This is a genomic window from Streptomyces sp. NPDC012827, from assembly GCF_042900905.1.
Classification (GTDB): Bacteria; Actinomycetota; Actinomycetes; order Streptomycetales; family Streptomycetaceae; genus Streptomyces; species Streptomyces gulbargensis.
The window spans coordinates 407,453-431,833 of the sequence record NZ_JBIBBY010000002.1 but is presented as its reverse complement, the minus strand read 5'-3'; the positions used below and the strand labels follow the sequence as shown (position 1 = coordinate 431,833).

Annotated in this window: 24 protein-coding genes and 1 tRNA gene; 15 read left to right on the top strand and 10 right to left on the bottom strand. The window is 69.7% G+C overall.

The annotated features are described in order from the left end of the window. Nucleotides 1-38 precede the first annotated feature (38 nt). Nucleotides 39-224 carry a hypothetical protein gene (locus ACFY60_RS05390; protein ID WP_309032518.1) on the bottom strand — a complete coding sequence of 62 codons (186 nt, stop codon included), beginning with the start codon at nucleotides 222-224 and terminating at the stop codon, nucleotides 39-41. A gap of 175 nt (nucleotides 225-399) precedes the next feature. Here ACFY60_RS05390 and ACFY60_RS05385 point away from each other — a divergent pair. After that, nucleotides 400-470: transfer RNA gene (locus ACFY60_RS05385), tRNA-Gly, on the top strand. 232 nt (nucleotides 471-702) lie between these two features. Here the strand turns inward: ACFY60_RS05385 and ACFY60_RS05380 are convergent. From ACFY60_RS05380 to ACFY60_RS05360, 5 genes are all read right to left on the bottom strand, one after another. After that, nucleotides 703-1,857, bottom strand: a complete 1,155-nt coding sequence (locus ACFY60_RS05380) for a helix-turn-helix domain-containing protein (protein ID WP_388609581.1) — start codon at nucleotides 1,855-1,857, stop codon at nucleotides 703-705. Between the two features lie 30 nt (nucleotides 1,858-1,887). Further along, on the bottom strand, nucleotides 1,888-2,535 hold the full coding sequence (locus tag ACFY60_RS05375; RefSeq protein ID WP_389457380.1) for a hypothetical protein: 648 nt from the start codon (nucleotides 2,533-2,535) through the stop codon (nucleotides 1,888-1,890). A 151-nt stretch (nucleotides 2,536-2,686) separates the two neighbouring features. Continuing rightward, nucleotides 2,687-3,826, bottom strand: coding sequence for a tyrosine-type recombinase/integrase (locus tag ACFY60_RS05370; RefSeq protein ID WP_388609585.1), 1,140 nt, complete (start codon nucleotides 3,824-3,826; stop codon nucleotides 2,687-2,689). Then, the gene (locus ACFY60_RS05365) at nucleotides 3,826-4,044 is read right to left on the bottom strand and encodes an excisionase family DNA-binding protein (RefSeq protein ID WP_388610201.1); all 219 of its coding nucleotides are present in this window, start codon (nucleotides 4,042-4,044) and stop codon (nucleotides 3,826-3,828) included. The genes ACFY60_RS05370 and ACFY60_RS05365 overlap by 1 nt, the downstream gene beginning before the upstream one ends. 184 nt (nucleotides 4,045-4,228) lie before the next feature. Further along, nucleotides 4,229-4,732, bottom strand: coding sequence for a helix-turn-helix domain-containing protein (locus ACFY60_RS05360; protein WP_388609587.1), 504 nt, complete (start codon nucleotides 4,730-4,732; stop codon nucleotides 4,229-4,231). A 290-nt stretch (nucleotides 4,733-5,022) separates the two neighbouring features. Between ACFY60_RS05360 and ACFY60_RS05355 the strand changes: the two genes are divergently transcribed. From ACFY60_RS05355 to ACFY60_RS05335, 5 genes are all read left to right on the top strand, one after another. After that, nucleotides 5,023-6,225 carry a DUF3631 domain-containing protein gene (locus tag ACFY60_RS05355; RefSeq protein ID WP_388610202.1) on the top strand — a complete coding sequence of 401 codons (1,203 nt, stop codon included), beginning with the start codon at nucleotides 5,023-5,025 and terminating at the stop codon, nucleotides 6,223-6,225. 192 nt (nucleotides 6,226-6,417) lie between these two features. Beyond that, entirely contained in the window at nucleotides 6,418-7,233 is an 816-nt protein-coding gene (locus ACFY60_RS05350; RefSeq protein ID WP_388609589.1) for a DUF2637 domain-containing protein, read from the top strand. Between the two features lie 267 nt (nucleotides 7,234-7,500). Continuing rightward, nucleotides 7,501-7,947 carry a plasmid mobilization relaxosome protein MobC gene (mobC, locus tag ACFY60_RS05345; protein WP_388609591.1) on the top strand — a complete coding sequence of 149 codons (447 nt, stop codon included), beginning with the start codon at nucleotides 7,501-7,503 and terminating at the stop codon, nucleotides 7,945-7,947. Continuing rightward, nucleotides 7,948-9,597: a relaxase/mobilization nuclease domain-containing protein gene (locus ACFY60_RS05340; protein WP_388609593.1), complete on the top strand. Its 1,650-nt coding sequence runs from the start codon at nucleotides 7,948-7,950 to the stop codon at nucleotides 9,595-9,597. Nucleotides 9,598-9,653: 56 nt separating this feature from the next. Beyond that, nucleotides 9,654-10,532 (top strand): plasmid replication/partition related protein, encoded by an 879-nt coding sequence (locus tag ACFY60_RS05335; protein ID WP_388609595.1) that lies wholly within the window; start codon nucleotides 9,654-9,656, stop codon nucleotides 10,530-10,532. 453 nt (nucleotides 10,533-10,985) lie between these two features. Here the strand turns inward: ACFY60_RS05335 and ACFY60_RS05330 are convergent, their stop codons facing one another. Together ACFY60_RS05330 and ACFY60_RS05325 are read right to left on the bottom strand one after the other, a co-directional pair. After that, nucleotides 10,986-11,594: a GNAT family N-acetyltransferase gene (locus ACFY60_RS05330; RefSeq protein WP_388609597.1), complete on the bottom strand. Its 609-nt coding sequence runs from the start codon at nucleotides 11,592-11,594 to the stop codon at nucleotides 10,986-10,988. Nucleotides 11,595-11,617: 23 nt separating this feature from the next. Next, entirely contained in the window at nucleotides 11,618-13,027 is a 1,410-nt protein-coding gene (locus ACFY60_RS05325) for a hypothetical protein (protein WP_388609599.1), read from the bottom strand. Nucleotides 13,028-13,434: 407 nt separating this feature from the next. Here ACFY60_RS05325 and ACFY60_RS05320 point away from each other — a divergent pair, with 407 nt between their 5' ends. The 6 genes from ACFY60_RS05320 (at nucleotide 13,435) to alaS (ending at nucleotide 19,887) form a co-directional block, all read left to right on the top strand. Further along, nucleotides 13,435-14,265 carry an aspartyl/asparaginyl beta-hydroxylase domain-containing protein gene (locus ACFY60_RS05320; protein ID WP_388609600.1) on the top strand — a complete coding sequence of 277 codons (831 nt, stop codon included), beginning with the start codon at nucleotides 13,435-13,437 and terminating at the stop codon, nucleotides 14,263-14,265. A 41-nt stretch (nucleotides 14,266-14,306) separates the two neighbouring features. Continuing rightward, on the top strand, nucleotides 14,307-15,179 hold the full coding sequence (locus ACFY60_RS05315) for a hypothetical protein (protein ID WP_388609602.1): 873 nt from the start codon (nucleotides 14,307-14,309) through the stop codon (nucleotides 15,177-15,179). Beyond that, on the top strand, nucleotides 15,176-15,784 hold the full coding sequence (locus ACFY60_RS05310) for an LOG family protein (protein ID WP_388609604.1): 609 nt from the start codon (nucleotides 15,176-15,178) through the stop codon (nucleotides 15,782-15,784). Before ACFY60_RS05315 ends, ACFY60_RS05310 begins: the two co-directional genes overlap by 4 nt. Next, the gene (locus tag ACFY60_RS05305) at nucleotides 15,781-16,335 is read left to right on the top strand and encodes an orotate phosphoribosyltransferase (RefSeq protein WP_388609606.1); all 555 of its coding nucleotides are present in this window, start codon (nucleotides 15,781-15,783) and stop codon (nucleotides 16,333-16,335) included. Before ACFY60_RS05310 ends, ACFY60_RS05305 begins: the two co-directional genes overlap by 4 nt. Next, entirely contained in the window at nucleotides 16,332-16,991 is a 660-nt protein-coding gene (locus ACFY60_RS05300; protein ID WP_388609609.1) for an HAD family hydrolase, read from the top strand. The genes ACFY60_RS05305 and ACFY60_RS05300 overlap by 4 nt, the downstream gene beginning before the upstream one ends. A 241-nt stretch (nucleotides 16,992-17,232) precedes the next feature. After that, nucleotides 17,233-19,887, top strand: a complete 2,655-nt coding sequence (gene alaS, locus ACFY60_RS05295) for an alanine--tRNA ligase (protein ID WP_388609611.1) — start codon at nucleotides 17,233-17,235, stop codon at nucleotides 19,885-19,887. Nucleotides 19,888-19,932: 45 nt separating this feature from the next. Here the strand turns inward: alaS and ACFY60_RS05290 are convergent, their stop codons facing one another. Further along, nucleotides 19,933-20,547, bottom strand: a complete 615-nt coding sequence (locus ACFY60_RS05290) for a GNAT family N-acetyltransferase (protein WP_388609613.1) — start codon at nucleotides 20,545-20,547, stop codon at nucleotides 19,933-19,935. A gap of 655 nt (nucleotides 20,548-21,202) precedes the next feature. On the opposite strand from ACFY60_RS05290, the gene ACFY60_RS05285 reads away from it, so the two are divergent. Further along, nucleotides 21,203-21,616, top strand: coding sequence for a hypothetical protein (locus ACFY60_RS05285; protein WP_388609615.1), 414 nt, complete (start codon nucleotides 21,203-21,205; stop codon nucleotides 21,614-21,616). A gap of 386 nt (nucleotides 21,617-22,002) precedes the next feature. Further along, nucleotides 22,003-22,809, top strand: a complete 807-nt coding sequence (locus tag ACFY60_RS05280; protein WP_388609617.1) for a hypothetical protein — start codon at nucleotides 22,003-22,005, stop codon at nucleotides 22,807-22,809. Nucleotides 22,810-23,071: 262 nt separating this feature from the next. Here ACFY60_RS05280 and ACFY60_RS05275 read toward each other — a convergent pair whose 3' ends face one another. Then, a complete protein-coding gene (locus ACFY60_RS05275) occupies nucleotides 23,072-23,284 on the bottom strand; it encodes a hypothetical protein (protein ID WP_388609619.1) in 213 nt (70 codons plus the stop codon). A gap of 247 nt (nucleotides 23,285-23,531) precedes the next feature. Between ACFY60_RS05275 and ACFY60_RS05270 the strand changes: the two genes are divergently transcribed. Further along, nucleotides 23,532-24,047, top strand: a complete 516-nt coding sequence (locus ACFY60_RS05270; protein ID WP_388609621.1) for a hypothetical protein — start codon at nucleotides 23,532-23,534, stop codon at nucleotides 24,045-24,047. Nucleotides 24,048-24,381: the final 334 nt, after the last annotated feature.

Genomic DNA, 24,381 nt, shown 5'->3' with positions numbered 1-24,381 from the left:
CCGCCCCCAATCGGGAAGGCCGCACGCCCCACCGCGCGTCAGCGCTGCTCAGCCTCCAGGGCCGCGGTCACCGGCACGGCATGCCGCAACCGCGCGCACCGCGGACACCGCACGAGCCGCCCGGGCCCGATCCGCCCGGCCCCGAGCTGTTGCAGCGGGAACGACGCGGTACTGAACACGTGCCCCTCGGCACAACGGACGACGGTGCGCTCCATCGGAACCATCAAGTCCCTTCCCCTACACACGTGGTGGACGAGACAGCCACATTAGGGGATCAACGGGACACCACCCACGAGCCCCGCCGCGACACCACGGCTCCCGCCGATCCGGTGAGCTTCGCCTCACCTGGCACATGGGGTACAGTGTGCAACGATGCGGCACAGATCATCGGGCCGCTGCGCGGATGTAGTTTAATGGTAGAACATGAGCTTCCCAAGCTTATAGCGCGGGTTCGATTCCCGTCATCCGCTCGCGAGAGAAGGCCCAGGTCAGCGACCTGGGCCTTCTTCGTTGTCTAGACCTGTCGGGGGCTGCCGTGCCCTCCGCGTGCCCCAACTCGGGGATATGCCCTGAGACCGGTCTGCCCCCGCACCACCTAGGTGGTGCGGGGGCAGACCGGTCTCAGAATGCGAGCGCGAGTTTGCTGTGACTCGCGCCACTTCCGACCGGAGGAACGTTCCTCCGCACACGCAAAGGCGAGTGTCAGCGCACGACGGAGAGCTGCGGTCTACGGGAGGCAGTCGTACGGGCGCCGCCGCGCCCGCCCTCCTGGGCGATGACCACCAAGCCGAAGATCAGGTCACTGAGGTCCGCCGGCCTCAGGTCGAGATCACGTGCGATTTCCGCCAGCGGGGTGCCTTCCGCTCGGAGAGCGGCGAAGACCTTGCCCAGCACCTGGGAAGTTTCCCGCGTGAGCGTGCTCTGGGGCTCCGACTTCCGGTAGCCCATGCGACTGAGATCGACACAGTGCGTGCGGTACTGCCATTCGGTGGTGAGGTTGAGTTCGTGCAGGCGGTGAGCGAGTGCCATGGCGGCGACTTTCCAGCGTCGCTTCGCCTGCAGGATCCAGGTGGTGCTCGGGTTCCGAGGGGCGTGTGCCAGAACGTCTGCCGCCGGCATGAGCAGGGCCGCAGCGAAGCGGTGTGCTTCGCCTTCGGCCTGGGGCCCGTGGGGCACCTGCTCCTCACCGTGCAGAACCAGGTGCCCCAGCTCGTGTGCGGCGTCGAAGCGTCCGCGCTCGGCGGTCTTCTCTGTGTTCAGCAGTACGAACGGAACGCCGCGGTCCCAGAAGGAGAAGGCGTCCACTTCCGGGCAGTCCCTGGACAGCGAGAACACGCGCACCCCGTGCGCTTCGAGCAGGTGAACCATGTTGGGGATCGGGGCCACTCCCAACCCCCACCGAGTGCGGACCAGTTCAGCTGCGCGCTCGGCGGGACAGTTCTCGGCCCCGGCCTCGCCGGGAAACACCGGTTCGTCGTCGCTGCCGAGACGGCTGAACGAGGTCAAGGACGGAAGATCTGGCGCCGGCAGCTTGAAGCGAGCCCGGATCCAGTCCTGCAAGATCCGGGCGAGGCGACCACTGCTCAGGGCGATGTCCCGTTGTGAGGCCGTCATCTTGCTGAGCGCCCTGAAGCTGACCGACTCGACAGGCAGGTCGGCGACCTCTTCGGCAAGGAAGAAGGACTCCGGGAACTCCAGAGCCTCAGCAAGGCTGGCCAGGGAGGCCGGGGGAGGGTAGGCCCGGCCGTTCTCGTAGTCGGACAACCGGCGGGCGGTGAGTCCGACCATCTGGGCGAGACGGGTGACGGTGAGCCCGCGGCGCTTGCGCGCCAGGACGAGCCGGGATGCGGTGGTCATGGGAGTGCCAATGGGTTGTGGGGTGGACGATCAGCCCAGACGCTCGATCGGGATGTCGATGCCGCCTTCGCCGTCGTCGTCGTTCGGGAACGGGTTGAAGCCCTCGAAGTCGATGTAGGGGAAGATGATCCGCTCGTGCCAGCTGTCGATCTTGCCACGGCTTCCCGGGTTGGTCGGCAGCGACAGCTCGTAGTAGAGCCGCGTGCCCGTCAGGGTGTTCACGTGCTGGTACAGGAGGAACCAGGTCGGGATTCCCTCTGCGACTCCCTGAGACTCGGGTTCGGCCTCGTAGCCAGGGAACACCAGCTGTCGATTGGTCTCAACCCGGCGGATGACCGCCGTGCCCTTCGAGTAGCGGGTGGCAGGAGTGAGCGCGGCGTAGCCGGTGGCCTTGTTGCCGCTGGAGGCGGTGATGGCGAAGTCCTCTTCCGGCGACAGCAGGAGCGAGACGTTGTGGGGGCTCACGCTGCGCCATCCGTCAGGGATGTACGCCTCGCGCAGGAAGCGGATAGTCCGGCCCCAGAAGATGTTGCCCGGGAGCGAGACCGGGTCGAGAGGCGTGCAGAAGTTGCGTTCCGCCTCGGCGCGCCGCAGCACGTTCTCGATGGTTTCGGCCGAGAGCCCCAGGTCCGCGAGACGGCTCTGGCCGCGTGAGTCCTCAACGTGCATGACTGCCATATTCAGCCCCTGACCACGGAGTGCGATTTCCGGAAATCCTCCCTCATTCGAGGGAGGAAATCAAGAAGCGCCGCTGGTCAGTAGGCTTCCAAGGTTCGGCCATCCCCGGTCAGAGCTGGTGTTCAACCGGTCTGACCGGGGACGTAACGGATCAGGCGGGCTCGGCGCCCGTCGCACGTCCGCGCAGCTCGCGGACCTTGGCGTCGATGCCTCCGGCGACCTCCTGCTGGCGGGTGTCGTCGGAGTGCTGGTAGATCATCGCGGCCTTCTCCGAGGACTGGCCGGCGCGGACCATCGTGTCCTTGAGGGTGGCGCCGGACTGGGTGGAGAGGGTGTGGCCCGTGTGCCGGAGGTCGTAGAAGCGGAAGTCCTTCGGCAGGCCGACCTTCGCGCGGGCCTTCGCCCACTTCCGGCCGAAGGTGGTCCGCCGGAAGGGCGCTCCCTTCTCCCCCACGAACAGGAGTCCGTCGGGCTCCTTCTCCGCGAACCAGTCCAGGTGCCGCTTGACCTCGATGTAGAGGAAGGCCGGCAGGTGGATGGTCCTGACACCGGCCGCAGATTTGGTGTCGCCCTCGACGCGACGTCCGGTGTTCAGTTCCGGAGCGGCCTCCGTGACCCGCACGGCGAGCGGGTCGAGGGTGATCGAGCTCCGGCGCAGAGCTGCCAGCTCCTCCGGACGCATCGGACCGTAGGCACCGAGGTACACCATCAGCCGCCAGCGGATCCCGATGGCCTCGGCAAGGGCGTCGACCTGCTCGACGGTGGCCGTCGTGCGCTCCTTGGCCTTCTCGCTGCCAGCGCCCCGGATCCGGCACGGGTTGCGGCGGATCAGCTCGTCGTCCGCCGCCGTCTCCATGATCGCCTTGAGCAGGCGGTAGGACTTGGCGACGGTGGTGGCCCCGGTGGCGGCGAGACGCTCAGCCCGCCAGGTCCGCACCGTGGGCGGGGTGATCTCGTCGAGGTCCAGCCCACCGAGGAACGGCAGGATGTGGAGTCGCAGGAGGCGGCGATACAGCTCGTCCGTCGTGGCGGACAGGCCGCGCTCCACCACCCACTTCAAGGCGTACTCCTCGAAGTTGACCGCCCCGACCTCCGGGTCCACCCAGACGTTCCGCTGGATGTCTGCCTTGGTGAGGGTCAGCCAGTCCTGGGCGTCCGTCCTCGTCTCGAACGTCTCCGGCGCGGTGCGACGGGAGCCATCCGGCGCCCAGTAGCGCGCCTGCCAGCGTCCGGAAGGAAGCTGGCGTACGGTGCCGAACTCGCGCCGCCGCTGCGGCTTGCGGCCCGCCATCAGGCCGCCTTCCCGAAGCGGGAGCGCGCTTCGCGGATCGTGGGGACGGTGCGCTCCTCGACGTACGCGGTCAGCACGCTGTGGGCGATGCGGACGTGCTTGCCGAGCTTCACGTAGCGGATCCGGCGTTCGGCGATGAGCCGGCGGACGAAGCGGACACCGGTGCCGAGGCGTTCGGCGGCCTCGTCGACCGTGAGCAGACGGTCGTTGTCGTTCACCTCCTTCGCCGTGCGGGACTGGGCGGAGGCATGGGGTATCGCCGTCTGGCGCAAGCAGGGTCCTCTCCTGGCCTCGGCTGATGGGGCGGCAACCCCGGCCGGGCCGTGTCGTTCAGGGATGGGATGGGCGTGTGGCGCGGGCCGTGGCCTGGGGTTTGCGGTCCAGGGCGGCCGGAGGAGCGGGCTACGGCTCGGGCGGCAGGCCGAACTCCTCCTGGTTGATCTTCATGGTGCTCTCGGCGATGGCGTTGCTGACCACCGCGTTGGCCTCCTCACGGATGTCCGGGTGCTCATCGAGGTAGGCGATGAGTTCGGCGTTGACCCGGCGGTACGCGTGCTGGGCGCGCTGGGCAGCCGCGCTGGCGGCCACGACGGTGTCGATCAGCTCCATGGCGCGGCCGGCGGCGGCCAGGGCCGGCGGGCCGACGAGGTTGGACAGCGACACCCCGAAGACCTCGGCGAAGCCGATGGCCTCGTCGAGATTGATGCGGCGCTTGCCGTTCTCGATCCGCCACACCGCCGACGGGTTCATCTCATAGCCGGCCTCGTTGAGACGGTCCGAGAGCGTGGTGGTGCTCCAGCCACGGTTTTCGCGCTCGGCCTTGATCCGCTTGGCGGCGTTGTCCTCGCCCTTGAGCAGGACGCCCTCGGGCGCGTCCTCGTGGTCATCGCGGTCGTCGTCGGGCATTACCCCCTCCTTCCTTTCGCAGCATGTCCCTGCAATTCGCACAGCCTAAACAGTACATCATGTTCTGCCGCTTGCATAGGTGCTCTGCGTGTGGCATGGTTGTTGTGCTGGACCGCTGCTGTCCGCAGGAGACCGCCAGCACCTCGCCAGACATGCAAAAAGCCCCCCAGTGCTTGCGACACCGAGGGGCTCAAAGCGCAAACCTCACGCCGCCCATCCCTGAACGACTAGCTGCATGGCCGGGATTGCCGTCCCGTATGGCCCGCAGATTGAGGAGCTCGATGTCCAGTATGGACGAAGCCACCCCGAACACGCCATCGCCTCCCGTCGAGTGGCCGCCGACCGCCATCCCCGGCCAGCCGACCGCCCTCTCACCCGCCACAGACCCCGAGGGCGTAGAGGTCCTGAACCTGCTCCGGGACGCCATCCGGCGCTACGTCGTCATGCCGAGCGACGAAGCCCTGACCGCGACCACGCTGTGGGCGGCGGCGACCCACCTTCAGACCGTGTGGCAGCACGCGCCGCGCCTGGCGGTGGTCGGCCCGGCCAAGCGCTGCGGGAAGTCCCGGCTCCTCGAAGTCCTGATCGAAGCCGTCCACGAGCCGCTCATCACGGTCAACGCATCCGCCGCCGCGATCTTCCGGTCGATCGGGGAGGGCAACCCGCCCACACTCCTCGTGGACGAGGTCGACACCATCTTCGGCAGCGCAAAGGTCGCGGAGAAGAACGAGGAGATGCGCGGCCTGCTCAACGCCGGCCACCAGCGCAACCGGCCCACCCTGCGGGTCACCGGCCCCAACCACGAGGTGGTCAAGTTCGACACCTTCGCCATGGCCGCCCTCGCCGGCATCGGCGACCTGCCCGACACGATCATGGACCGGTCGGTCGTCATCCGCATGCGCCGCCGAGCCGAGACCGAGAAGGTCAGCGCCTGGCGCTACGGCCGCGACGACCTGGCCGTACGCGAGATCCGGACGCGTCTGGCGGCCTGGCTGGCCTCCGTACGCGAGAAGGCACTCGCCCTGGAACCGAAGATGCCGGTCGAGGACCGCGCCGCCGACACCTGGGCGCCACTGGTCAGCGTCGCCGACCTCGCGGGCGGACACTGGCCCGTCCTGGCCCGCACCGCCTGCACCGCCATGACCGACTACGAGGCAGGGCGCGACGAGGACGGCGGGCTCAAGATCCGCATCCTCGCTGACATCCGCCGCGCCTTCGCCTCCGAGGGCGACCAGCCGGCGATCCGCACCGGCCGCCTCCTGGAGATCCTCAATGCCGACCCCGAGGCGCCCTGGGCCGAACACAGCCCCAACGGCCTCACCCCGCGCGGCCTGCAGATCCTCCTCCAGGACTACGGCATCAAGTCGGCCAACCGCCGCTTCCCCGGCGGACACCAGGCCAAGGGCTTCACCCGCGCCCAGTTCGCCGACGCCTGGACCCGCTACTGCCCGCCCGAGGCAGCCCCCACCCTCGCCGTCGCACCCGGCGCCTGACCCTCCCCGACTCGTCCCACCCGTCCCCGCGCAGGTCAGCGCGGGGACGAGTCACCGACCCGCAACGAGTCGACTCGACATCACCGCCCCACCCGTACCTGCCCTGACCAGCCACGGGACGAGTGGGACGAGTCCCAGCACTCATGGCCACCCACGCCCCGGCGGCCATACCCATCCCCTGGAGCACACCGCTTGACCCCGCCCACCCCCGCCGTCTCCGTGCCGGCGCCCCTGGCTCTCGCCATACGCACCGCCGTAGCCCTCCTGGCGCTGGCCGCCTTCGCGCTCTCCTACGACGCCCTGCGTCAGATGGCCGCCGCCAGCCACATCCACTGGCTGCTCACCTATGCCTTCCCTCTCGTCATCGACGGCTTCATCGCCATCGGCATCGGCGCCCTACTCGTCCTGCGCAGCGCGCCGCTGAGGCCCCGCCTGTACGTCTCGGCCCTGGTCGGCATCGCCACCGTCACCAGCATCTGGGCCAACGTCCTGCACGCCATCCGCCTCAACCAGCAGACCCGCCCGGGCGGACTCGCCCTCGACGACATCACCGTCGGCGCCATCTCCGCCATCGCCCCCCTCGCCCTCGCCGGCGCCGTCCACCTCTACCTCCTCGTCCAGCGCCGCCCCGCCCAGGCAGAGCCTCGCGACGAAGGCCGCCACATCGAGGCGGCCACCGCCTCGGAAGGTGGCGCGGCAGCAGCCGCCAATGAGCCGCCGTCAGACGACAACGTGGCCGAGGAGCCCGAGGAGGCGCCCGAGCAAGTGGCCCAGTCCGGGAAGCCGACCGCCAAACGTGGCGATCAGCGACCGATGGCCACGTGGGACCAGGTGGTCGAGATAGGACGTGCCGCTCCGCTAGGACGTGACGGCCGCGTCTCCCGCCGCCACATGGAAACGGCCATACGCGAGCAGGGCCTGAGGCCCGGCCGCCGCGAACGCTTGGAGAAGGCCAAGTCCTTGCTCCAGGCCGAGCGCGATCAGTCCTCCACCAAGGTCGCCGCGTAGGGCCAGAGCCCTTCCCCCGGACGCTCGCCCCGGAATCCCTCCGGGGCGAGACCGCTTCCGCAGTCCCCCTGATCAGAGAGCCCGCGCATGCACGAACAGTCCCTCCCCGACACCCCATACGCCGTCCAGCAGCCGACCACCACCTCAGCCCCGGGCGGAGCAAGGTATGGCGTTGGACCGTCCAAGGGCCGGTCCCACGCAGAAGCCTCCGCCCCGGGGGTGGCGGAGGCGGGTCCCCGGCACGAGGGCGCACCGGGGATAGGGGCCGTGCGAGCCGCCGACGAGGCCGCGCTGCACCGTGTCGCCCGCCGCCGCGCCCGCCAGGACGTGCAGCGCAAGGAGCGGGTCGACGTCCGCTACAGCACCGCCGAGAAGATCGTGATCCTCGCCGAAGCCCGTCGACTCGGCCTGGCCGGCGCGCACCTCGTTGGCGCCATCGTCATGGCCCACCTCAACGGCGACCTCGCCCTGCCCGACCAGCGCACCGCTGCCGACGACCTGATCGACGAGTACGCCGCGCTGCGTACCCAGCTCGCCAGGATCGGCACGAACGCGAACCAGATCGCCCACCGTCTCAACGCCGACGGCGAGGCACACCCTGTGGACGCTGCCGTGCTCGCCGAGGCCCGCCAGCTCGTGGCGGCGGTGAAGCAGGCGGTCGTGGCGGTCGACGCCGCCGCGGATGTGGCCGCCACGAACCACCGGCCGGCCTGATTGATCGCGAACATCGTCAAACCCGGCCACAAGACCCGAGGCGTCCTCAACTACCTCTACGGGCCCGGCCGCGCCAACGAACACGCCGACCCCCACCTCGTCGCCTCCTTCGACGGCTTCGCACCCGACCCCGGACGCGACCCCGACGCCACCCTCGCCCAGCTCGCCACCGTCCTCGACCTGCGCGTCAAGCAGGCCGGCCCGAAGGCGCCGAAGAACCACGTCTGGCACTGCTCGATCCGCGCCGCCCCCGAGGACCGCCACCTGACCGACGAGGAGTGGGCCACCATCGCCCGCCGCGTGCTGAACGCCACCGGCATCGCCCCTGCCGGAGACCCCGACGCCTGCCGCTGGGTCGCCGTCCGCCACGCCGACGACCACATCCACATCGTCGCCACCAAAGTCCGCGGAGACCTCCGCCCACCACGGAACTGGAACGACTTCCTGCGCGCCGACAAGGAACTCGTCGCCATCGAGAAGGAGTACGGGCTCCACCAAGTCCCACGCGGCGACCGCACCGCCGCCAAACGCCCCACCCGGGCCGAACAGGAGAAGGCCAGCCGCACGAGCAAGGCGCGGACCTCCCGCGAGCACCTGCGCACCACCGCCCGCACCGTCCTCGCTGCAGCCACGAACCCGGAGGAGTTCTTCCGCCTCCTCGAAGGCTCCGGGGTTCTCGTGGAGATCCAGCGATTCCCCTCAGGCGACATCCGCGGCTACAAGATCGCCCTCGCAGACGACACCAACAAGGACGGGCAACCGGTCTGGTTCTCCGGCTCCACCCTCGCCCCCGACCTCTCCTACCCCAAGATCCGTGAACGCCTCACCGCCACCGACACCAGCCCAGCAGCACCATCGGAGCCCCGTGCCTGGCGTCGCCTCGCCCGAGCCACCGACCAGGTGCCCGAGCTCCTCAACTACGGCGAGGACGAGGCCGGGCAGGCGCACATCGCCGTCCTCGCCGAAACCCTCGACATCCTGCCCCTCGCCGCCCCTCCGGCCCTGCGGCCCGAGCTCCTGCAGGCAGCCACCGCCTTCGAGCGGGCCAGCCGCTCCCGCATCCGCGCCCAGCACCAGCAGGCTCAGGCCACCCGCCGGGCAGTCAAGGCGATCCTGCGTGAACCCACCCCGAAGGACGGAGCCTTCCTCGCGGTCCTCCTCGACGCCGTTCTGCTGGCGGCCGTGGCCGCGCAGCACTGGCACCGCACCCGCGGCCACACCCAACAGGCGGAGGCCGCACGCCAGGCAGCCGAGCACCTCCGGACCGCGTACCAGGCCGCGGCAGCCGAGCCGCTGGCCGTGATGCACCAGCGAGGAACCGAGCTGCCCGAGTGGATTCGTCTCCAGCAGGCGGCGACCGTGCGCCGAGCGCTCCCGGAACAGGCCGACCAGATCCTCGCCGAGTCCGGCTGGCCCGCTCTCGCTGCCACCCTCGCCCAAGCCGGCGCCGCCGGCCACAATCCCGCCGCCCTCCTCACCGAAGCCACCGCCAGGCGAGAACTCGACACCGCCACCAGCGTCAGTGAAGTCCTCATCTGGCGGCTGCACCGCCTCGCCGACCTGTCGCAACGCACCACCAGCCGTGCCCCGGCACCCCAGTCGGCTCCCTACCGTCCCGTCCGCACCGACCAGCAGCGCCACACGCGCTGAACCCCGTCCCGCCATCCGACACGGAGCACACCCTGAAGATCCACCCCATCGCCAGCATGTTCCCGATGCTCGGCCAGGACGAGCTGCTCGACCTCGCCGAGTCGATCAAGACCGAGGGCCAGCACAAGGACATCGTCCTCGACGCCGACGGCGTCCTCCTCGACGGCCGCAACCGCCTCGCCGCCTGCGAGATCGCCGGCGTCGAACCCCGCTTCACCACCTACACCGGCAGCAACCCCACGGCAATGATCTTGTCCAACAACGTGTCCCGCCGGCACATCAGCAAGGGTCAGCAGGCAATGATCACCGCCATGGCTTGTTCCGTTTCGGGACACTCCCTGCGGGACCTGGCCAAGATCCACGGACTCAGCCGCAGCCGCCTGTCCGCCGCCAACGTCGTCCTCAAGCACTCCCTTGACCTCGCCGAACAGGTTCGAATCGGCGTGCTCAGTCTCGACAACGCCTACAACACCGTCTCCGAGGACAGAGCCCGGGCCGCCGCCCTCCAGGAGCAGTACGACCGCCTCCGCGAGCACGCCCCCGACCTCGCCGAACAGGTCACCGAAGGCCAGATCACCCTCGTCGACGCCACAGCCGCGCTGAACCAGCGGCTGGAGACAGAACGACTCCGGCAGTACGTGATCGACACCGATACCGTCCGCCAGGCCGATGGCGACACCACCCCGCACCTGACCGAACTCGTCGAACGGGGAGACATCACCTGGCCCGAGGCGTACCAGCGTGCCGAGGAGTTCACCGTTCGCCGACGGGACACCATCCAGCGATCCAGGCAGGCTCTCCATCTCATCGCCGAACACTGGACCGCCGTCCAGGACCTCGCCGCTCGACCCGACACCGTCTACGTCCAGGACGTTCTCGACGGCCTGGCGCCCGAAGCCCGCTTCCTCGCCCAGGCCCTGATCGCCCTGGCTTGATACGGCACACACTCCTTGGGGCCGGCGTCACATGCGCCGGCCCCAAGAGGCTTACCTCCTCCGAATGGGACGCTTCTCAGGCGGCCCATAAATCAGCGACTACGGCGGTGGCGGCCCCGTCCCCTCGCCCCAGAGCGGTGCTCGGGACCGTGCCCTGGAGACGGCTCGGGGCGAGCGGACGAGTCATGCGTCCGGAGGGAGTGCCAGATGCGTGCCTGGAGTTCTTTGATGCAGGCGCCGCAGGCGTACATGGGTGCCTGGGCCCCGGCGACGGTGGCCGGTCCGATCCACAGGACCCTGGTCTGCTGCTGCCCGCAGTAGAGCCAGCAGTCGCCGTCGACCCAGTCATTGCCGTCGTCGGTGGCCGGTGGGTCAGGCAGGCCGCCACGCGCGAACTCGGCGATGCCGGGGATCACCAGATGGTGCCGTAAGCCCGTCTCGGTGATCACCGGCTCACCTCTCCTGTCCACGGGCCGCGTCAGGCAAGATCGTGGATGGCCGACTTCCGGAGTCCACGCCCTCGATGGGCGTCCACTCGTGCTCCAGGATCGAGTACGTGATCGAGTCCCGCCACGCTCCGTGGACGAAAACATGGTCGCGGATGCGGCCGTCCTCGGTCATGCCCGCCCGCAGCAGGGTCCGCGCGGACGCCTCGTTGAGAGGCGAGCGAGCCGCCCAGATGCGGTGCAGGCCGAGCGTCTGGAAGCCGAGCGCGCACAGCAGGTGGACGGTTTCCGTGCCCAGGCCCTTGCCCCACTCGGCCGGGTGCAGGGCGAAGCCGATGGTGGCCGCCTGCTGCGGTTCGGTCGCCAGGCGCGCGTAGCCGATCAGGCGGTGGTCGTCGCGCCGGGTGATGGCGAGGCAGTACTCGGTTCTCGGGGTGTCCGTGGCGGAGGCGATGGACCGGTCGACGATCGCCTGTACCTGCTCGGGAGTGCGGGGCTCGAAGCTGAGGTGACGGGTGGCCTCGGGGTCGCCGTAGATGGCCAGGAGGGCGTCGGCGTCCTCGGTTTCGACTTCGCGCAGGGCCAGGCGGTGGCCAGCCAGGTGGACTGGGGTCATGGGCGCGGAGCCTACCTGCGGCTTCATCGGACGAGGACGGAGGTCGGAGTAGAAGTGAAGGCTTCGATCTCCTCCCGCAGACCGGCCGCCACGCCGACGTTCCGGCGCCCGTCGGCGTGCAGAGCGGCGTGGACACGCTGGGCGCTGCTGGTGATGCCGAAGTTCCGCTGTCCGATGGGGAGGTCGAGCACGGGTCGTACGGCCTCGGCGGCGCCCTCGATCTCGCCGCGGGCGATGCGGGCGAGGGCGAGGTCGGTCTGCGCGCCGGCCTCATCGCCGAAGGCCCACTCGTCTTCGGCGGCGTCTCGGTACGCACTGACGGCGGCCTCCGAGCGGCTCTCGCCGAGCGCCGGGTCCTGGCCGAGGTGCACGGTAGCCTCCGCGACGTAGTACAGCTGCCTGGGTACCGGGAAGGTCATGATGCCGCCGAAGGCGTCGAGGTCGTCGGGCTCGACGGCCGCGCGGGCGTCCTCCGCCTGCTGGATGGCGGTGCGGGTGGCGTCGGCGTCGCCGATCAGGGCGTGGGCGCGGGCGGAGAGACAGGCGAGCCAGACGCCGGTCGTGCCGCGCACGTTGCCGGCCGTGCTCTGGCCGAGGGTGGCGTAGTCGGCGGCCTCGGCGGGGCGGCCGGCCCAGTAGGAGATGAGGGACTGCAGGGAGCGGACCCAGGCGCGCATGGCGTGGTGGTCGGCGTTGTCGGCGCACACGAAGGCGGTACGGGCCTGCATCATCGCGGCGCTCGGGTTGCCCAGGTCGTGGCTGGCCTTGGCGAGCATGCCGGAGGTGATCCCGGCGAGCAGGTACAGCTCGCGGGCCTGGAGGGGCTTGACCCGGCCGTGCTCCAGGAGCCGGAAGGTGAGGTCCTGCACGTCGACCAGGTCGCCGAGCAATGTCGGCAACGCCAGCCTCGGGTACGCGGCGGTGAGGCGCCGCACTTCCTCATGGATCTGGCCCAGGGTCTCCGGGCCGATGCTGCTGCCCTCCGCCATCGCGGTGAACCGAAGCGCACGACGAGCCGCCATCGCGACCTGCCTTTCCAATTCCGTGGTGCCCGCGTCGAGACGGGGCTCGCTGTTGAAAGGGCCGCCGGCAGGCAGTGCCGCTGCCTGCTCGGTGGGGAGAAGGGCAGGGGCCGGCCGTGGCGGCGGGACGACGAGCGGAGGATCGGACGCGGGGGCGGTCCGTGGAGCGGCCGGCGGTGCGGGAGCGAGAAGGAGATCGACGCTGACGCCGAACATCGCTTCCAGCACCCGGCACTGATCGGGGTAGGGGCGGGTCTTCACCGCGCCGCCGTACCAGCGCTCGAACTGCCGCTTCGAGACCGACAGGCCCCGGAGCCGGGGATCGTTCTCGTTCTCGGCGATCGAGCTCGCCGTCGCCTCGAACCGGAGGCGGAAGGTCTCGTAGACCTGCCAGTGCCGCCGGAGCGTCAAGACCCGTAAGAGCGTGGGAGTTTCAGCCACAGCGGATCCTCTCCGTCCCCGTTCGTCTGCAACCGACGATAGCCCCGGCCGATCGGCAGGGGACCTGTTCGGACGGCTCCAGAGCCGAGATGACGGCGGCCATGACGGTGGTCATGACGCAGGATGACGCGAGTCGGACACCGGGCGGGCGCGGGCCGGTCTGCGGGTCGGTTGTGAGGGCGGTCCCGTGACGGCGACGACGTCGTATCGATGTCGCACCGCCCACGCCCATGCTGAGCGCCACTTCGCCTGGCGGGTGCTCCGACCGCGAGGCGTCAGACCGGGAGCCCGAGGCAGCGGCTCCGCCTGATCACCCCATCCAGCACCGCGTACCCACCGGTCCCTCTCTTCGTCGGGCCGGTGACGGGAGGGAACCGATGGACACCCTGACCGCCCTTGCCGGGCAGATCGCCCAGCTCGACGCCGTCGACCCCGCTCAGCTGGAGCGGATGCGCCACGAGGCCCTGACGGCCCGCGCCCCCTGGAAGGAGGAGTACAGCGCCTACCAGTCCGGGGGCTGGTGGACGACCTCGCTGATGAACGCCTCCGGCGACGCCGACGATGTGACGATCGGCGACTGCGCCGCCCGGCCGACCGACCTGCTGTCGCAGATGCCGGCCACCGCCGCGCTTCTGGCCGAGCTGGGCCTGAACTACATGTGGGTGCGGCTCGCCCGGCTGGAGGCCAACGCCTTCCTGTGGGAACACCGCGACTATGACGAGCTCGACCAGGTCGAGCGGCACCGTCTGCACATCCCCCTGCACACCAACGCGTCGGCATTCCTCGTCACCGGCGGCGCCAAGGTGCACATGACCGGCGGGCGGATCTGGCGTCTGACGCCGACGTACGCCCACGGCGTGTGCAACCTGCTGGGCCCGGACCGGATCCACCTGATCGCCGACGTGTACGCCGACGACGCCTACCGGCGCCTCGCCCGCCGACCCACGCTGCACCCCGGCTCCGCCGAACCGCTGCCCTCGGCCGACCAGGCGGTGCTCGCCGAGCGACTCCAGGCCGCCCGTGGCATGGCCGGCCTCGGCTACACCGACGCGGCCGAGCGGATGCTCCTGCGGCTCTTCTACACCTACGCCCTGCCCGAGGGCACGGTCTACGACCTGATCGCCGGGCTGCACACCTCGCTCGGCGACGAGGAGGCTGCCACGCGCTGGACGTCGGCCAAGCGCCGCCTCCTCGCCCTCACGGCCTGACCGCCACGGCCCACACGCCGAAATCCGATCGGAGGACGCACGTGCCCACCCTGCACCTGGCGGAACTCACCTTCGCCAACCGCCCGTCCCAACTCCCACTGCTGTCCCGGCTCGCCGACATCTTGGCCACCTCGCCGGCGGTCACGCACCTGATGGTGCGCGGGTCGCTGGCCTGCGGCACCGCCGACCGCCTCTCGGACGTCGACTTCGTCGTCGGCGTCCACGACGCCCAGCTGCCCACATTCGTCGAGGCCCTGGACGACCTGATGTCCATCGAGGCCGGAGCCCTGCTGCCCGGCTGGCGCGACACGATCGTCGCCGACCTCGGCGGTGTGGGCATGGTCTTCCTCGTGCCGGACGACGGACGCCTGCACCAGATCGACATGTACCTCGTGCCCGCCTCGCGTGTCCCGGGCCTGCGGGCAACGGTACCCACGGCCTTACTCCTCGACCGTGAGCCGGCACCTTCCACCGCGGAGGAGAGTGTGGTGGCCGCGCGCTTCGCGGCCGAGTTCCTCGCCCGGCCCCGTACCTGCGCCGAGCTGCTCATCGAGCACCTGGTGCTGGCCGTACTGCTGCACAAGCGCATCAAGCGCGGCCAGCGGTTCGTCGCGTACTCCGAGTGGCACCGCCTCCACACCGCGACGAAGGACCTGATCAAGACGGCTCTGGCGCCCACCTCGCGGTACTGGGGTTGGTACCAGCTGCGCGAGGAGATCGCCGTCACCCCGATCGGCCGGGCCTGCCTCGGCGACCTGGAGGCGGCGATCAGCGGACCGGCGGTCCCGCTCGCCGCTGACGTGGACGCCGCCGTCGAGCGGACGCTCGCCCTGGTCGAGCGGGCCTGTCCCGAGGCGCTGAGCGGGCTGGAGAGCCCGATCGCCGCGTATCGCACCTACCTGGAGCTGATGTGAACGCGCTCCACCTCGCGGGCCCGGCCTCCGACCGGGCCCGCGAGGGTCTGACCGCCGTTTTCTTCGGCGGGGTCCGTACCGCCTCCGGCGATGAGGAGAAGCTGGCCGAGGAGATCGGCCGGGCCCTGGCCCAGGCCGGCTACTCCCTCCTGCACGGCGGCTACAACGGTCTGATGGAAGCCGCCGCACGCGGGGCCGCGTCCAAAGGAGCCCTGGTCACCGCGGTCACCCTGATCAGCAAGCACGAGGAATGGGGACCGTTCAACCCGCACGCCTCCATGTCCGTCCACCTGCCCGACCTCGGCGCCCGGCTCAACCACTACTTGGACCACGCCGACCTCGTCGTCGCCATGGGCGGAGGCATCGGCACCCTCCACGAGCTGACCGCCGCCATGTACTACGCGACCACCATCCGGCCCGTACCGATCTTCCTCGCCGGGGCCTCCGCGCTGCGCCTGCTCGCCTTCCTGCGCGAGGAGAAGTGGTTGTACGAGACCCCGACCCGGCCCCTCGGCTTCCTCCGCACCGCCGAGTCCGCCGACGCCTTCCGCGACCGCCTCGCCGCTCTCGACGCGTTCGACACGGCACCGATCGGAGGAGCATGACCACCAGCACCCGGCTGTCCGACCTCACCGTCCGGCTCGCCGAAACCGCCCTCGTCAGGTCCCCCTTCCATCTCGCCGACGGCGCGAAGCTCGACAGCTACTTCGACGAGTACCGTCTGGCTGCCGACCCCGAGCTCCTGCGCGACACCGCTGCCGCCATGGCCACCCTCGTACCCGGCGACGCCCAGCTCCTCGCCGGCATCGAACTCGGCGGCGTCCCCCTGGTCGTCGCCCTGTCCGCCGCCACCGGCCTGCCTGCCGTCTTCTTGCGCCGCCGCCCGAAGGGATACGGCTCCCGTCGGCAGATCGAAGGAGCGCCCTTCGCCGGCCGCCGGACCGTCCTCGTCGACGACGTGGTCCGCTCCGGCGGACAGCTGCTCGCCATGGCCCGCATCCTGCGGATCGCCGGCGCCCCGGTCAGCGACGCGCTGTGCGTCCTTGAGCGCCCGCTCGGCGGCCGAACGCTGCTGACCGAGCACAACGTCGCGCTCCACCCCCTGCTCACCGAGTCCGACCTGCCGGAATCGCCCCGGAGGGGTGAGTCCGAGTGAAGAGGGCCGTGCTGTTCGACCTCGACGGCGTCCTCCTCGACAGCCGCCAGGCCCAACTCGCCACCCTGGCGGGCTTCGCGACCTCGGTTCTCGGCCGACGCGTCACCGTCGCCGACCTGCCGGCCGAGGCCGCGACCACCCCGCGGGAGCACGTGCTCGCCGAGCTGGGTTACGCGGGAGTGATCAGCAAGGACGGCTGGGACGCGGCGACGGCCACCGCCACCCTCACCGCCGAGGTGTTCCCGTTCGTCGTCGACACTCTCGCCGCGCTCCGCGCCGCCCAGGTCGGCACCGGCATCGTGACCCTGCGAAGCCGCCAACGGGTCAACTGGCTCCTGCCTCCCGGCATCCTCGATCTGATCGACGTCGTCATCTGCTACGAGGACGCGGCACCGAAGCCCGCGCCGGACGGTCTTCTGCTCGCTCTCGACAAGCTCTGCGTGGGGCCCGGCGACGCCGTGTTCGTCGGCGACATGGAGTCCGACATGCACGCGGCGAGAGCCGCCGGCGTGACCCCGATCGGTTCCGGCTGGGGCTTCTCCGACCCGTCGACGCTCACCCGGGCCGGCGCCGCCGTCGTACTCCCCTACGCCGACGACCTCGCCGAGACGCTCCTGTCCCTGACGGGCACCGGGCGACGGGCACGAGGCACGTAATCCAAGCGATCTTGACTCCAGGCCCGCTACGCTTGGTGGCACAGTCGCAGCGGATCGTTGCGTCCGATGGCGGCTGCGCCACCTCAAACGACGGATCTGGAGTCATGGTCTACACCGTGGGGGCGCGAGCTATCTGCGTCGAGCTGGAGAACTGAGAACCTCTCAGTCCCTGTTCTCGGCCCGGCTCGGCGTGTGATCGACCCCCATCTCTCCACGACTCTTCCGTGAGGGCCACACCACCATGCGCTCGACGCAGATCCGCTCCACTTTCCTGGACTTCTTCACCTCCCGCGGCCACCGCCAGGTCCCGTCCAGCCCGCTCATCCCCTCGGATCCGACCCTGCTGCTGGCCAATGCCGGCATGAACCAGTTCAAGCCGTATTTCCTGGGGGAGGTCACCCCGGAGTTCTCCCGCGCCACGACCATCCAGAAGTGCGCGCGCACCTCCGACATCGACAACGTCGGCCGTACGAACCGGCACGCCACGTTCTTCGAGATGATGGGCAACTTCTCCTTCGGCGACTACTTCAAGTCCGACGCCATCGCCTACGCCTGGGAACTCCTCACCCAGGACTTCCATCTGGAGAAGGACCGCCTCTGGATCACCGTCTACCAGGACGACGACGAGGCCGAGCGGCTCTGGCGCAAGATCGGCGTCCCCGCCGAACGCATCCAGCGCCTGGGCATGGAGGACAACTTCTGGTCCATGGGCGTCCCCGGCCCCTGTGGCCCCTGCGCGGAGGTCAACTACGACCGGGGGCCGGCCTTCGGCCGCGAAGGCGGACCGGCCGTCGACGGCGAGCGGTACGTGGAGATCTGGAACCTCGTCTTCATGCAGTACCAGCGCGGCGAGGGCGACAAGAAGGGCGACTTCCCGATCCTCGGCGACCTCGCCCAGCAGAGCATCGACACCGGCCTCGGCCTCGACCGGCTCGCCGCGATCCTCCAGGACGTCGAGAACGTCTGCGGCACCGACCTCCTCCGCCCCACCCTCACGACCGTCCAGGAGCTCGCCGGCCGCGACTACCCCGGCAGCGGCGAGGAGAAGATCTCCTTCCAGGTCGTCACCGAGCACGCCCGCTCCATCGCCTACTTGATCGCCGACGGCGTCCTGCCCGCCAAGGACGGCCGCGGCTACGTCCTGCGCCGCCTGATGCGCCGCGCGATCCGCCACGCTCGCCTCCTCGGCATCGACCAGCCCGTCCTCGCCCCGGCCACCAGCAGCGTCATCGCCAACCTCGGCACCGTCTGGCCCGAGCTGACCGCCCAGGCCGCCCTCATCGAGCAGGTCGTCACCGCCGAAGAGGAGTCGTTCACCCGCACCCTCGCCCAGGGCACCCGGCTGCTGAGCGCCGCCATCACCCGCAGCCGCGAGAGCCGGTCCACGACTCTGGCCGGCGACACCGCCTTCGAGCTGCACGACACCTTCGGCTTCCCCGTCGAGCTGACCATCGAGGCCGCCCGCGACGCCGGCCTCACCGTCGACGAGGACCGCTTTACCGACCTGCTCGCCGAGCAGCAGCGCCGCGCCAAGGCCGGCGGCAAGGCCAAGACCGCCGAGGCCCTGCGACGCCAGGACGCCTACCGCGAGCTGTCCGCCCGCCACGGCCGTACCGACTTCGTCGGCTACGACCGCCTCGACGCCGAAGCCACCGTCCTCGGCCTCATCTCTGACGGCACCGTCGTGCCCGGCGCCGACCAGGGAACCACCCTCGAACTGGTCCTGGACCGCAGCCCGTTCTATGCCGAATCCGGCGGCCAAGTCGGCGACACCGGCACCATCCGCACCACCGACGGCGCACTCCTTGAGGTCCTGGACACCAAGCCCGGCTTGGAGGGCTTCCACGTCCACACCGTGCGCGTCACCGAAGGCGAGATCCGGGTCGCCGAGCAGGTCGAGGCCCTCGTGGACGGCGCCCGCCGCGAGGCCGTCGCCCGCTCCCACTCGGCCACCCACGTGCTGCACGCCATGCTCCGCCGCACGCTCGGCGACCACGCCCGCCAGCACGGCTCCCTCGTCGACGCCGGCCGCCTCCGCTTCGACTTCGCCCACTTCTCCGCCGTCGACCGCCCCCAACTCGCCGTCATCGAGACCCTCGTCAACGACAACCTCCTCGCCGACCCCGAGGTACGCGTCTGGCACGCCTCGCGCGCCGAGGCCGAGGCCGCCGGCGCGACCGCCCTGTTCGGCGAGAAGTACGGCGACCACGTCCGCATCGTCGACATCGGCGACTTCTCCCGCGAACTCTGCGGCGGAACCCACATCGGCCACGGCTCCAACGCCGGCCCCGTCCGCATCGTCGGCGCAGCCTCCATCGGCTCCAACCTCCGCCGCATCGAAGCCCTCACCGGCCGCGACGCCCTTAACTACTACGACACCGAGCGCCGCCTCCTCGAAGAACTCTCCGCCCTCCTCGGCACCCGACCCCAGGACGCCCCCGACGCCCTCCGCAAGCGCCTCGACTCCCTCGCCTCCGCCGAGCGGGAACTCGGCCGCCTCCGCGAGGCCGAGCTGCGAGACCGCGCCCAGCAGCTCGCCGCCTCCGCCCGCACCGTCGCCGGCGGCCGGGTCGTCACCGAGAAGGTGACCGGCCTCGGCCCGGACGAGCTCCGCACGCTGGCCCACCACACCGCGGGCCTCCTCGACACTGGCCATGCCATCGTCGTCCTCGGCACCGAGCACGACGGCAAGGCCCTCCTGGCCGCCGCGATCACCCGCAGTCTCCACGGCACCGGCACCGAGGCCAGCCGCATCCTCCTCCCGGCCGCGCGTACCGTCGGCGGCGGCGCCGGCGGCAACGGTCCGGTCGCCAGCGCCGGCGGACGCCACACCGACGCCCTCGACGAGGCGCTCGCGATCGCCGCCCGGGACGCCGCCGGCGCTCTCGACCAGTAGCCAACCTCTTGCCGGTGCCGCAGCACGCGGCACCGGCAACCTCGATTACCGGTCGTGTCCGCCCGGCGTCAGCTCCTTCAGGAGCACAACACTCTCGTAGTTCGTCACGCCCCACGACCAGGACCCGACCGGCACGTAGCCGCGCCTGCGATACCAGCCGACCAGGTCAACCGCTTGGGCCGACGTGTCGATCACCACCTGCGCGGATCCGAGCTCGGCGATACGTTCCTCCGCCAAGGCCAGCAGCCGCTGCCCCAGTCCCGTCCCTCGATACGAAGGGTCCACCGCCAGCTGCCAGAACGACCCCGATCCCGCTGGAGCGGGGTACCCGTCAGGGGCCTCATACGGAACCGCCACCGTCACGGTGCCCACCAATTCACCCGCTCGCAGAGCCAACCAGCACTCGCCCATGCCCAACCTGTAGGCCGTGTCCTCCACCGACTGATACGAGGCAAAGAAGACTCGGCCTTCGGCAGCATGAGCGGAGTAGGCGCGGTGAAGCAGACGCGTCAGGTGCGCAACGGAGTCACCCTCGGCGAACGACCGAACCACGACCGATTCACGGCTGCCGAGCCGCTTCGACCTGCCTGCTGGTGATCCGTCCACGCGATCAAGTATCGGCCGGAACGAGATGCGCCGCCTGCCGAGCTGCGAGTACACCGTCGGCAGCATGAGGGCCGCGAGGTCTGGCGCCCCCGCCTGCAGGGGCGGTGCGACAGCAGACGACCGACACGCCATTGGCTGGTGTGATAAGTCCCGGCGACCGCTGCGGAGCGCGAGCGGCAGGGTGAGCCTGGCTGTGCGTGACAGCGCGGGTAGGGGCGGCGCTCGACATCGTCCGCGTCGCTCGCCTGTGCGGTTTGAGGGTCCGTCATGATCTCGGATCGCGTCACAAACCATTCCCGTTCCACCTTTGAGTGAGAACGAGTTCTGACAGTGAAACCGGGGTCCGGGCCGCTCCCGACCTTCCGATCTTGCTCCGGTAAAGGGTCGATTGTGAGAACCAGCGCAGAGGTCGACGACCTCCGTCGCGGACTGCGGCACGTACCGGCGCATTCCGGAATCTGCCTTCCAACCGTTCCTCATGCGGCCATGACATGACGCAGGGGTGATGGCCTGGCGCACTGGGATTCCAGTCCGATGACCCACCCTTCTGGCCGAAGAGATCATTCGAACTTGATCACCCAGGAAGGCACTTCGGACGTTGGAGCGGGCTGGCCTCCGACTGCCGGTGCAGATCTGGTTGTACGTTCCGATCTTGGCGTGTGCCGGGGGTGTGGGACGCCGTGAGATTCAATATTCAAAGGAGAAGGTTGTGAAGGCACTCAGGTATCTGATCGTTCCGCTCGCCCTGGGCATGGCACTGACGGGGGTCTCTGCCTCTGCTGCGGTCCCGGCGGATAGCATCCCGCTCGGGGTGGCAGACAATGGGACGTCCAAGGATGTCCGCGACGGTGAACTCGTGGTCGTGCGACTCGACGCGTACACCACTGAGGATGGGCTGACGTATACGTTTGGCGACCCGGCCTCCTCCGACGAAGCTGCCGTCGCACCGATCGCTGAAAACCCGGGGAATTTCCGCGTCACAGGCGCGGCGGAAGCAGCCACCGCCGACATCACTGCTCCAGCCACGTGCGTCGCGAGCGAGGGCGCCACTGCAGCGTGCCCGGACCCCGTCCTCGACTGGAAAGTCACGATCAACGTGGCTGCCAAGGTCCCCGCCGAGTAGGACCCCCGACGGGCGTGCGTGCTCTAGGAGCCTGGAGCGAGAGCAGTCAGGAGCCGGTCCGGGGCCGGCCACGGACACACGCGTACGGGTGTACTTCCCCTCCCGTACGTGAGCGTGGATGCCCGACCTGATCCGCACCGGCGACGGCTGGGGCCTTGCGGCTTCCCCGGGCAGCCCTGCCGCTCATGCCCCGTTGGCCGTGGTCTTCAGCGCCCGGCCAACGGGGCGAGTGGCCTACTGCCTCGTCCCCTTCACGGCCATCGCCACCCGTCTCCTCAGCACCGACGACTCACCGGGTGAAGCGACGTCCGAAGATCCGTGACCTGCGAATGCACGAACCGTTGATCATAAAGAATCGTCACTTTTGACAAGGTAGAGGCGGGCTTGTGAAGAAGATGATCCGGGCCAGGGCAGGGCTTGCGGCGGGCGTGACGGTGATGGCGCTCGCGGGCATCGCGCCAGTGAGCTCTGCTGCTGCGCCCCAGGCGGCGCAGGAGACGACGTGTACGGATACGGACACCTTCTGGGACAGCCGGCAGCCAGGGAAGAAGGCCGATGTCCGGCTGTGCGTGGACACCGACGGCACCAACGTCACGGTCCGCGGCTCGGCCGACTGCTACTCGGGCTGGGGCATGAGCCGGTACGACGCATGCAGGGTCAGCGGAAGCTGGCGGTTGCTCAAAGGTGAGGACGTGGTGAGCGAGGGCGACCTCGGCCAGAGCGTGCTGTACGCGGGCCCGGGCACCTACACTCTCGTCGCGTTGGTGGACGCGCGGGCGTTCCAGAGCGACGGCAGCGGCGGAACTTCCAACCTGGACGCCGGCGGCACGATGACGCGCACCGTCTCGCTGACCGAACCCGTCGCCGATGGTCCGCGTCTGCAGGGGAAGCTGGGCCGTGACCCGTACGCGGTGACGGTGACGAACAACGGCAACATGCCCGCAAGGTCGGTGGTGGTCGAACTCAGCGGCATGGGCATGAACGTCGAGGCGGACGTGACCAGCGACTCCCGCTGCGCAGTGGACCGGTGGGGTGCGATGGTCTGCGCGCTGGGCGACCTCGCCCCCGGCGCCACCGCGGTCGTTGCGCTCAACGAGGTGAAGGTCGATGACATGTGCCTCGAATCGGATGGGTTCGGCGCCGTCTATCGGGCTGAGAACTTCCGCGAGACCGCAGTGAAGCTCTGCTCCTGACCCGTCGGCTCCCAGGCAGCGAGCGATCAGGCCGTGAGAAGCCCCCCTGCCCCGGCGTCGCCGGGGCAGGGGGTCTGGGGTTTCAGAATGCCGTTTTCACCTGGGCTCGGCACTTTCACCGAGGCGGCCGACAGCGATATCCACAGCGGGGCACTGTGCTTTCAGGGGGCCTCGACGACGGTGAGACCGCTGGAGAGTCGGAGGCTCTGTCGGCGACGGTGCAGGTCGGCAGGAGGCTCCCGTTCAGATGCGGTTGGGCGAATCAGGACTTGGGGCTGAAGCTTGGGATCAGTGCCGCGAGGTCGAGTTCGAGTTCTCCGATCTCGGCGATGAGGTCCCCATTGGCCTTGGGCTTCGCGGGGACAGGGTTCGCCGTGCCAGAGTCATCGGCGGCCCAGGCCGAGGGCGAAGCGAGAAGTGCGGCAACACCGGCAGAGGCGATGACAATGGCGGCTCGCGCCTTGGTGATCTTCATGCTTGCCCTAACGTTTCTCCCACCCACCCGGTTACGCCTCCCTGCTTCACAGCGGGCCCCGCGCTCGCGTCGGGCGCGGCCACCTCTCCGCGGTGTCACCGCCGGTGGGGCAACTCCTGCTCGTTTTCCCGCGTTGCCCTCATCAGCCCCAGGGCCGGCATGGCGAGGGGGTATCAGACGTGTCCTATCCGACGGTACGCACGTTGATGAGGCGAACTGTGCAAACTGATCAAGGAATGAGGCAGTCTTGACCGTCCGGAAGCCTGTTGCGCCGCGCTGGGTCCTGTCCGCTGCTGCCACCGCCGCGCTCGTCGCGGTCGCAGCCGTCCCCGCCCGGGCAGACATCCCCGCCGCCGGCACCGTGTTCCAGCTCAAGACCGCGTTCGACGGGACGATGCTCTGCGTGTCCTCCACGAAGAAGGAACTGGCTTGGACGCTTGTCCCCTGCGACAAGGAAGACGCCAGCCAGCACTGGAAGAGCACCGCGAACGGCAACGGCATCAAGAGCGTGGCCACCGGCGAGTGCCTGGAGAACGAGTCTCTCATCGCGAAGTTGTGCAAGCACCGCGAACCTACGGCCAATCCGTGGCAGCAGGACCGTCAGGGCCGCGTCTGGCGCCAAGGGGACAACTCGATCACCCGGACGTTCCTGATGCCCCTGAAGCACAACTCGTACGGCAACATCCTCAGCTTCGGCACGCTCAGCGACGGCACTACTCCCGAGAGCGCAGGTCTGTTCGCCTTCGACAGCGTGCCGAGTTGATCGCACCGTCCTGGAGAGAGACACGGCGGGGTGGGTTCACCTCGACGAGCGGGCTGTGTCCGCCCTGTGCCGCCCATCCACACGCACACGCTTCGCCTCGCGCCTATCGCCGCGGCACCGTGCCCCAGCCGTGCCCTTCGGAGCGGTGAACAGCGGTCAACAGGGGTTCTCAGATGACTTCCGAAACACCTGCGGCGACTGGCATATCCGCAGGTCAGGTGCCACATCACCTCTCAAGGCGACGGTGATTCCCAAGCTTATAGCGCGGGTTCGATTCCCGTCATCCGCTCTTCCAAGAAGGCCCAGGTCAGCGACCTGGGCCTTCTTCGTCGTC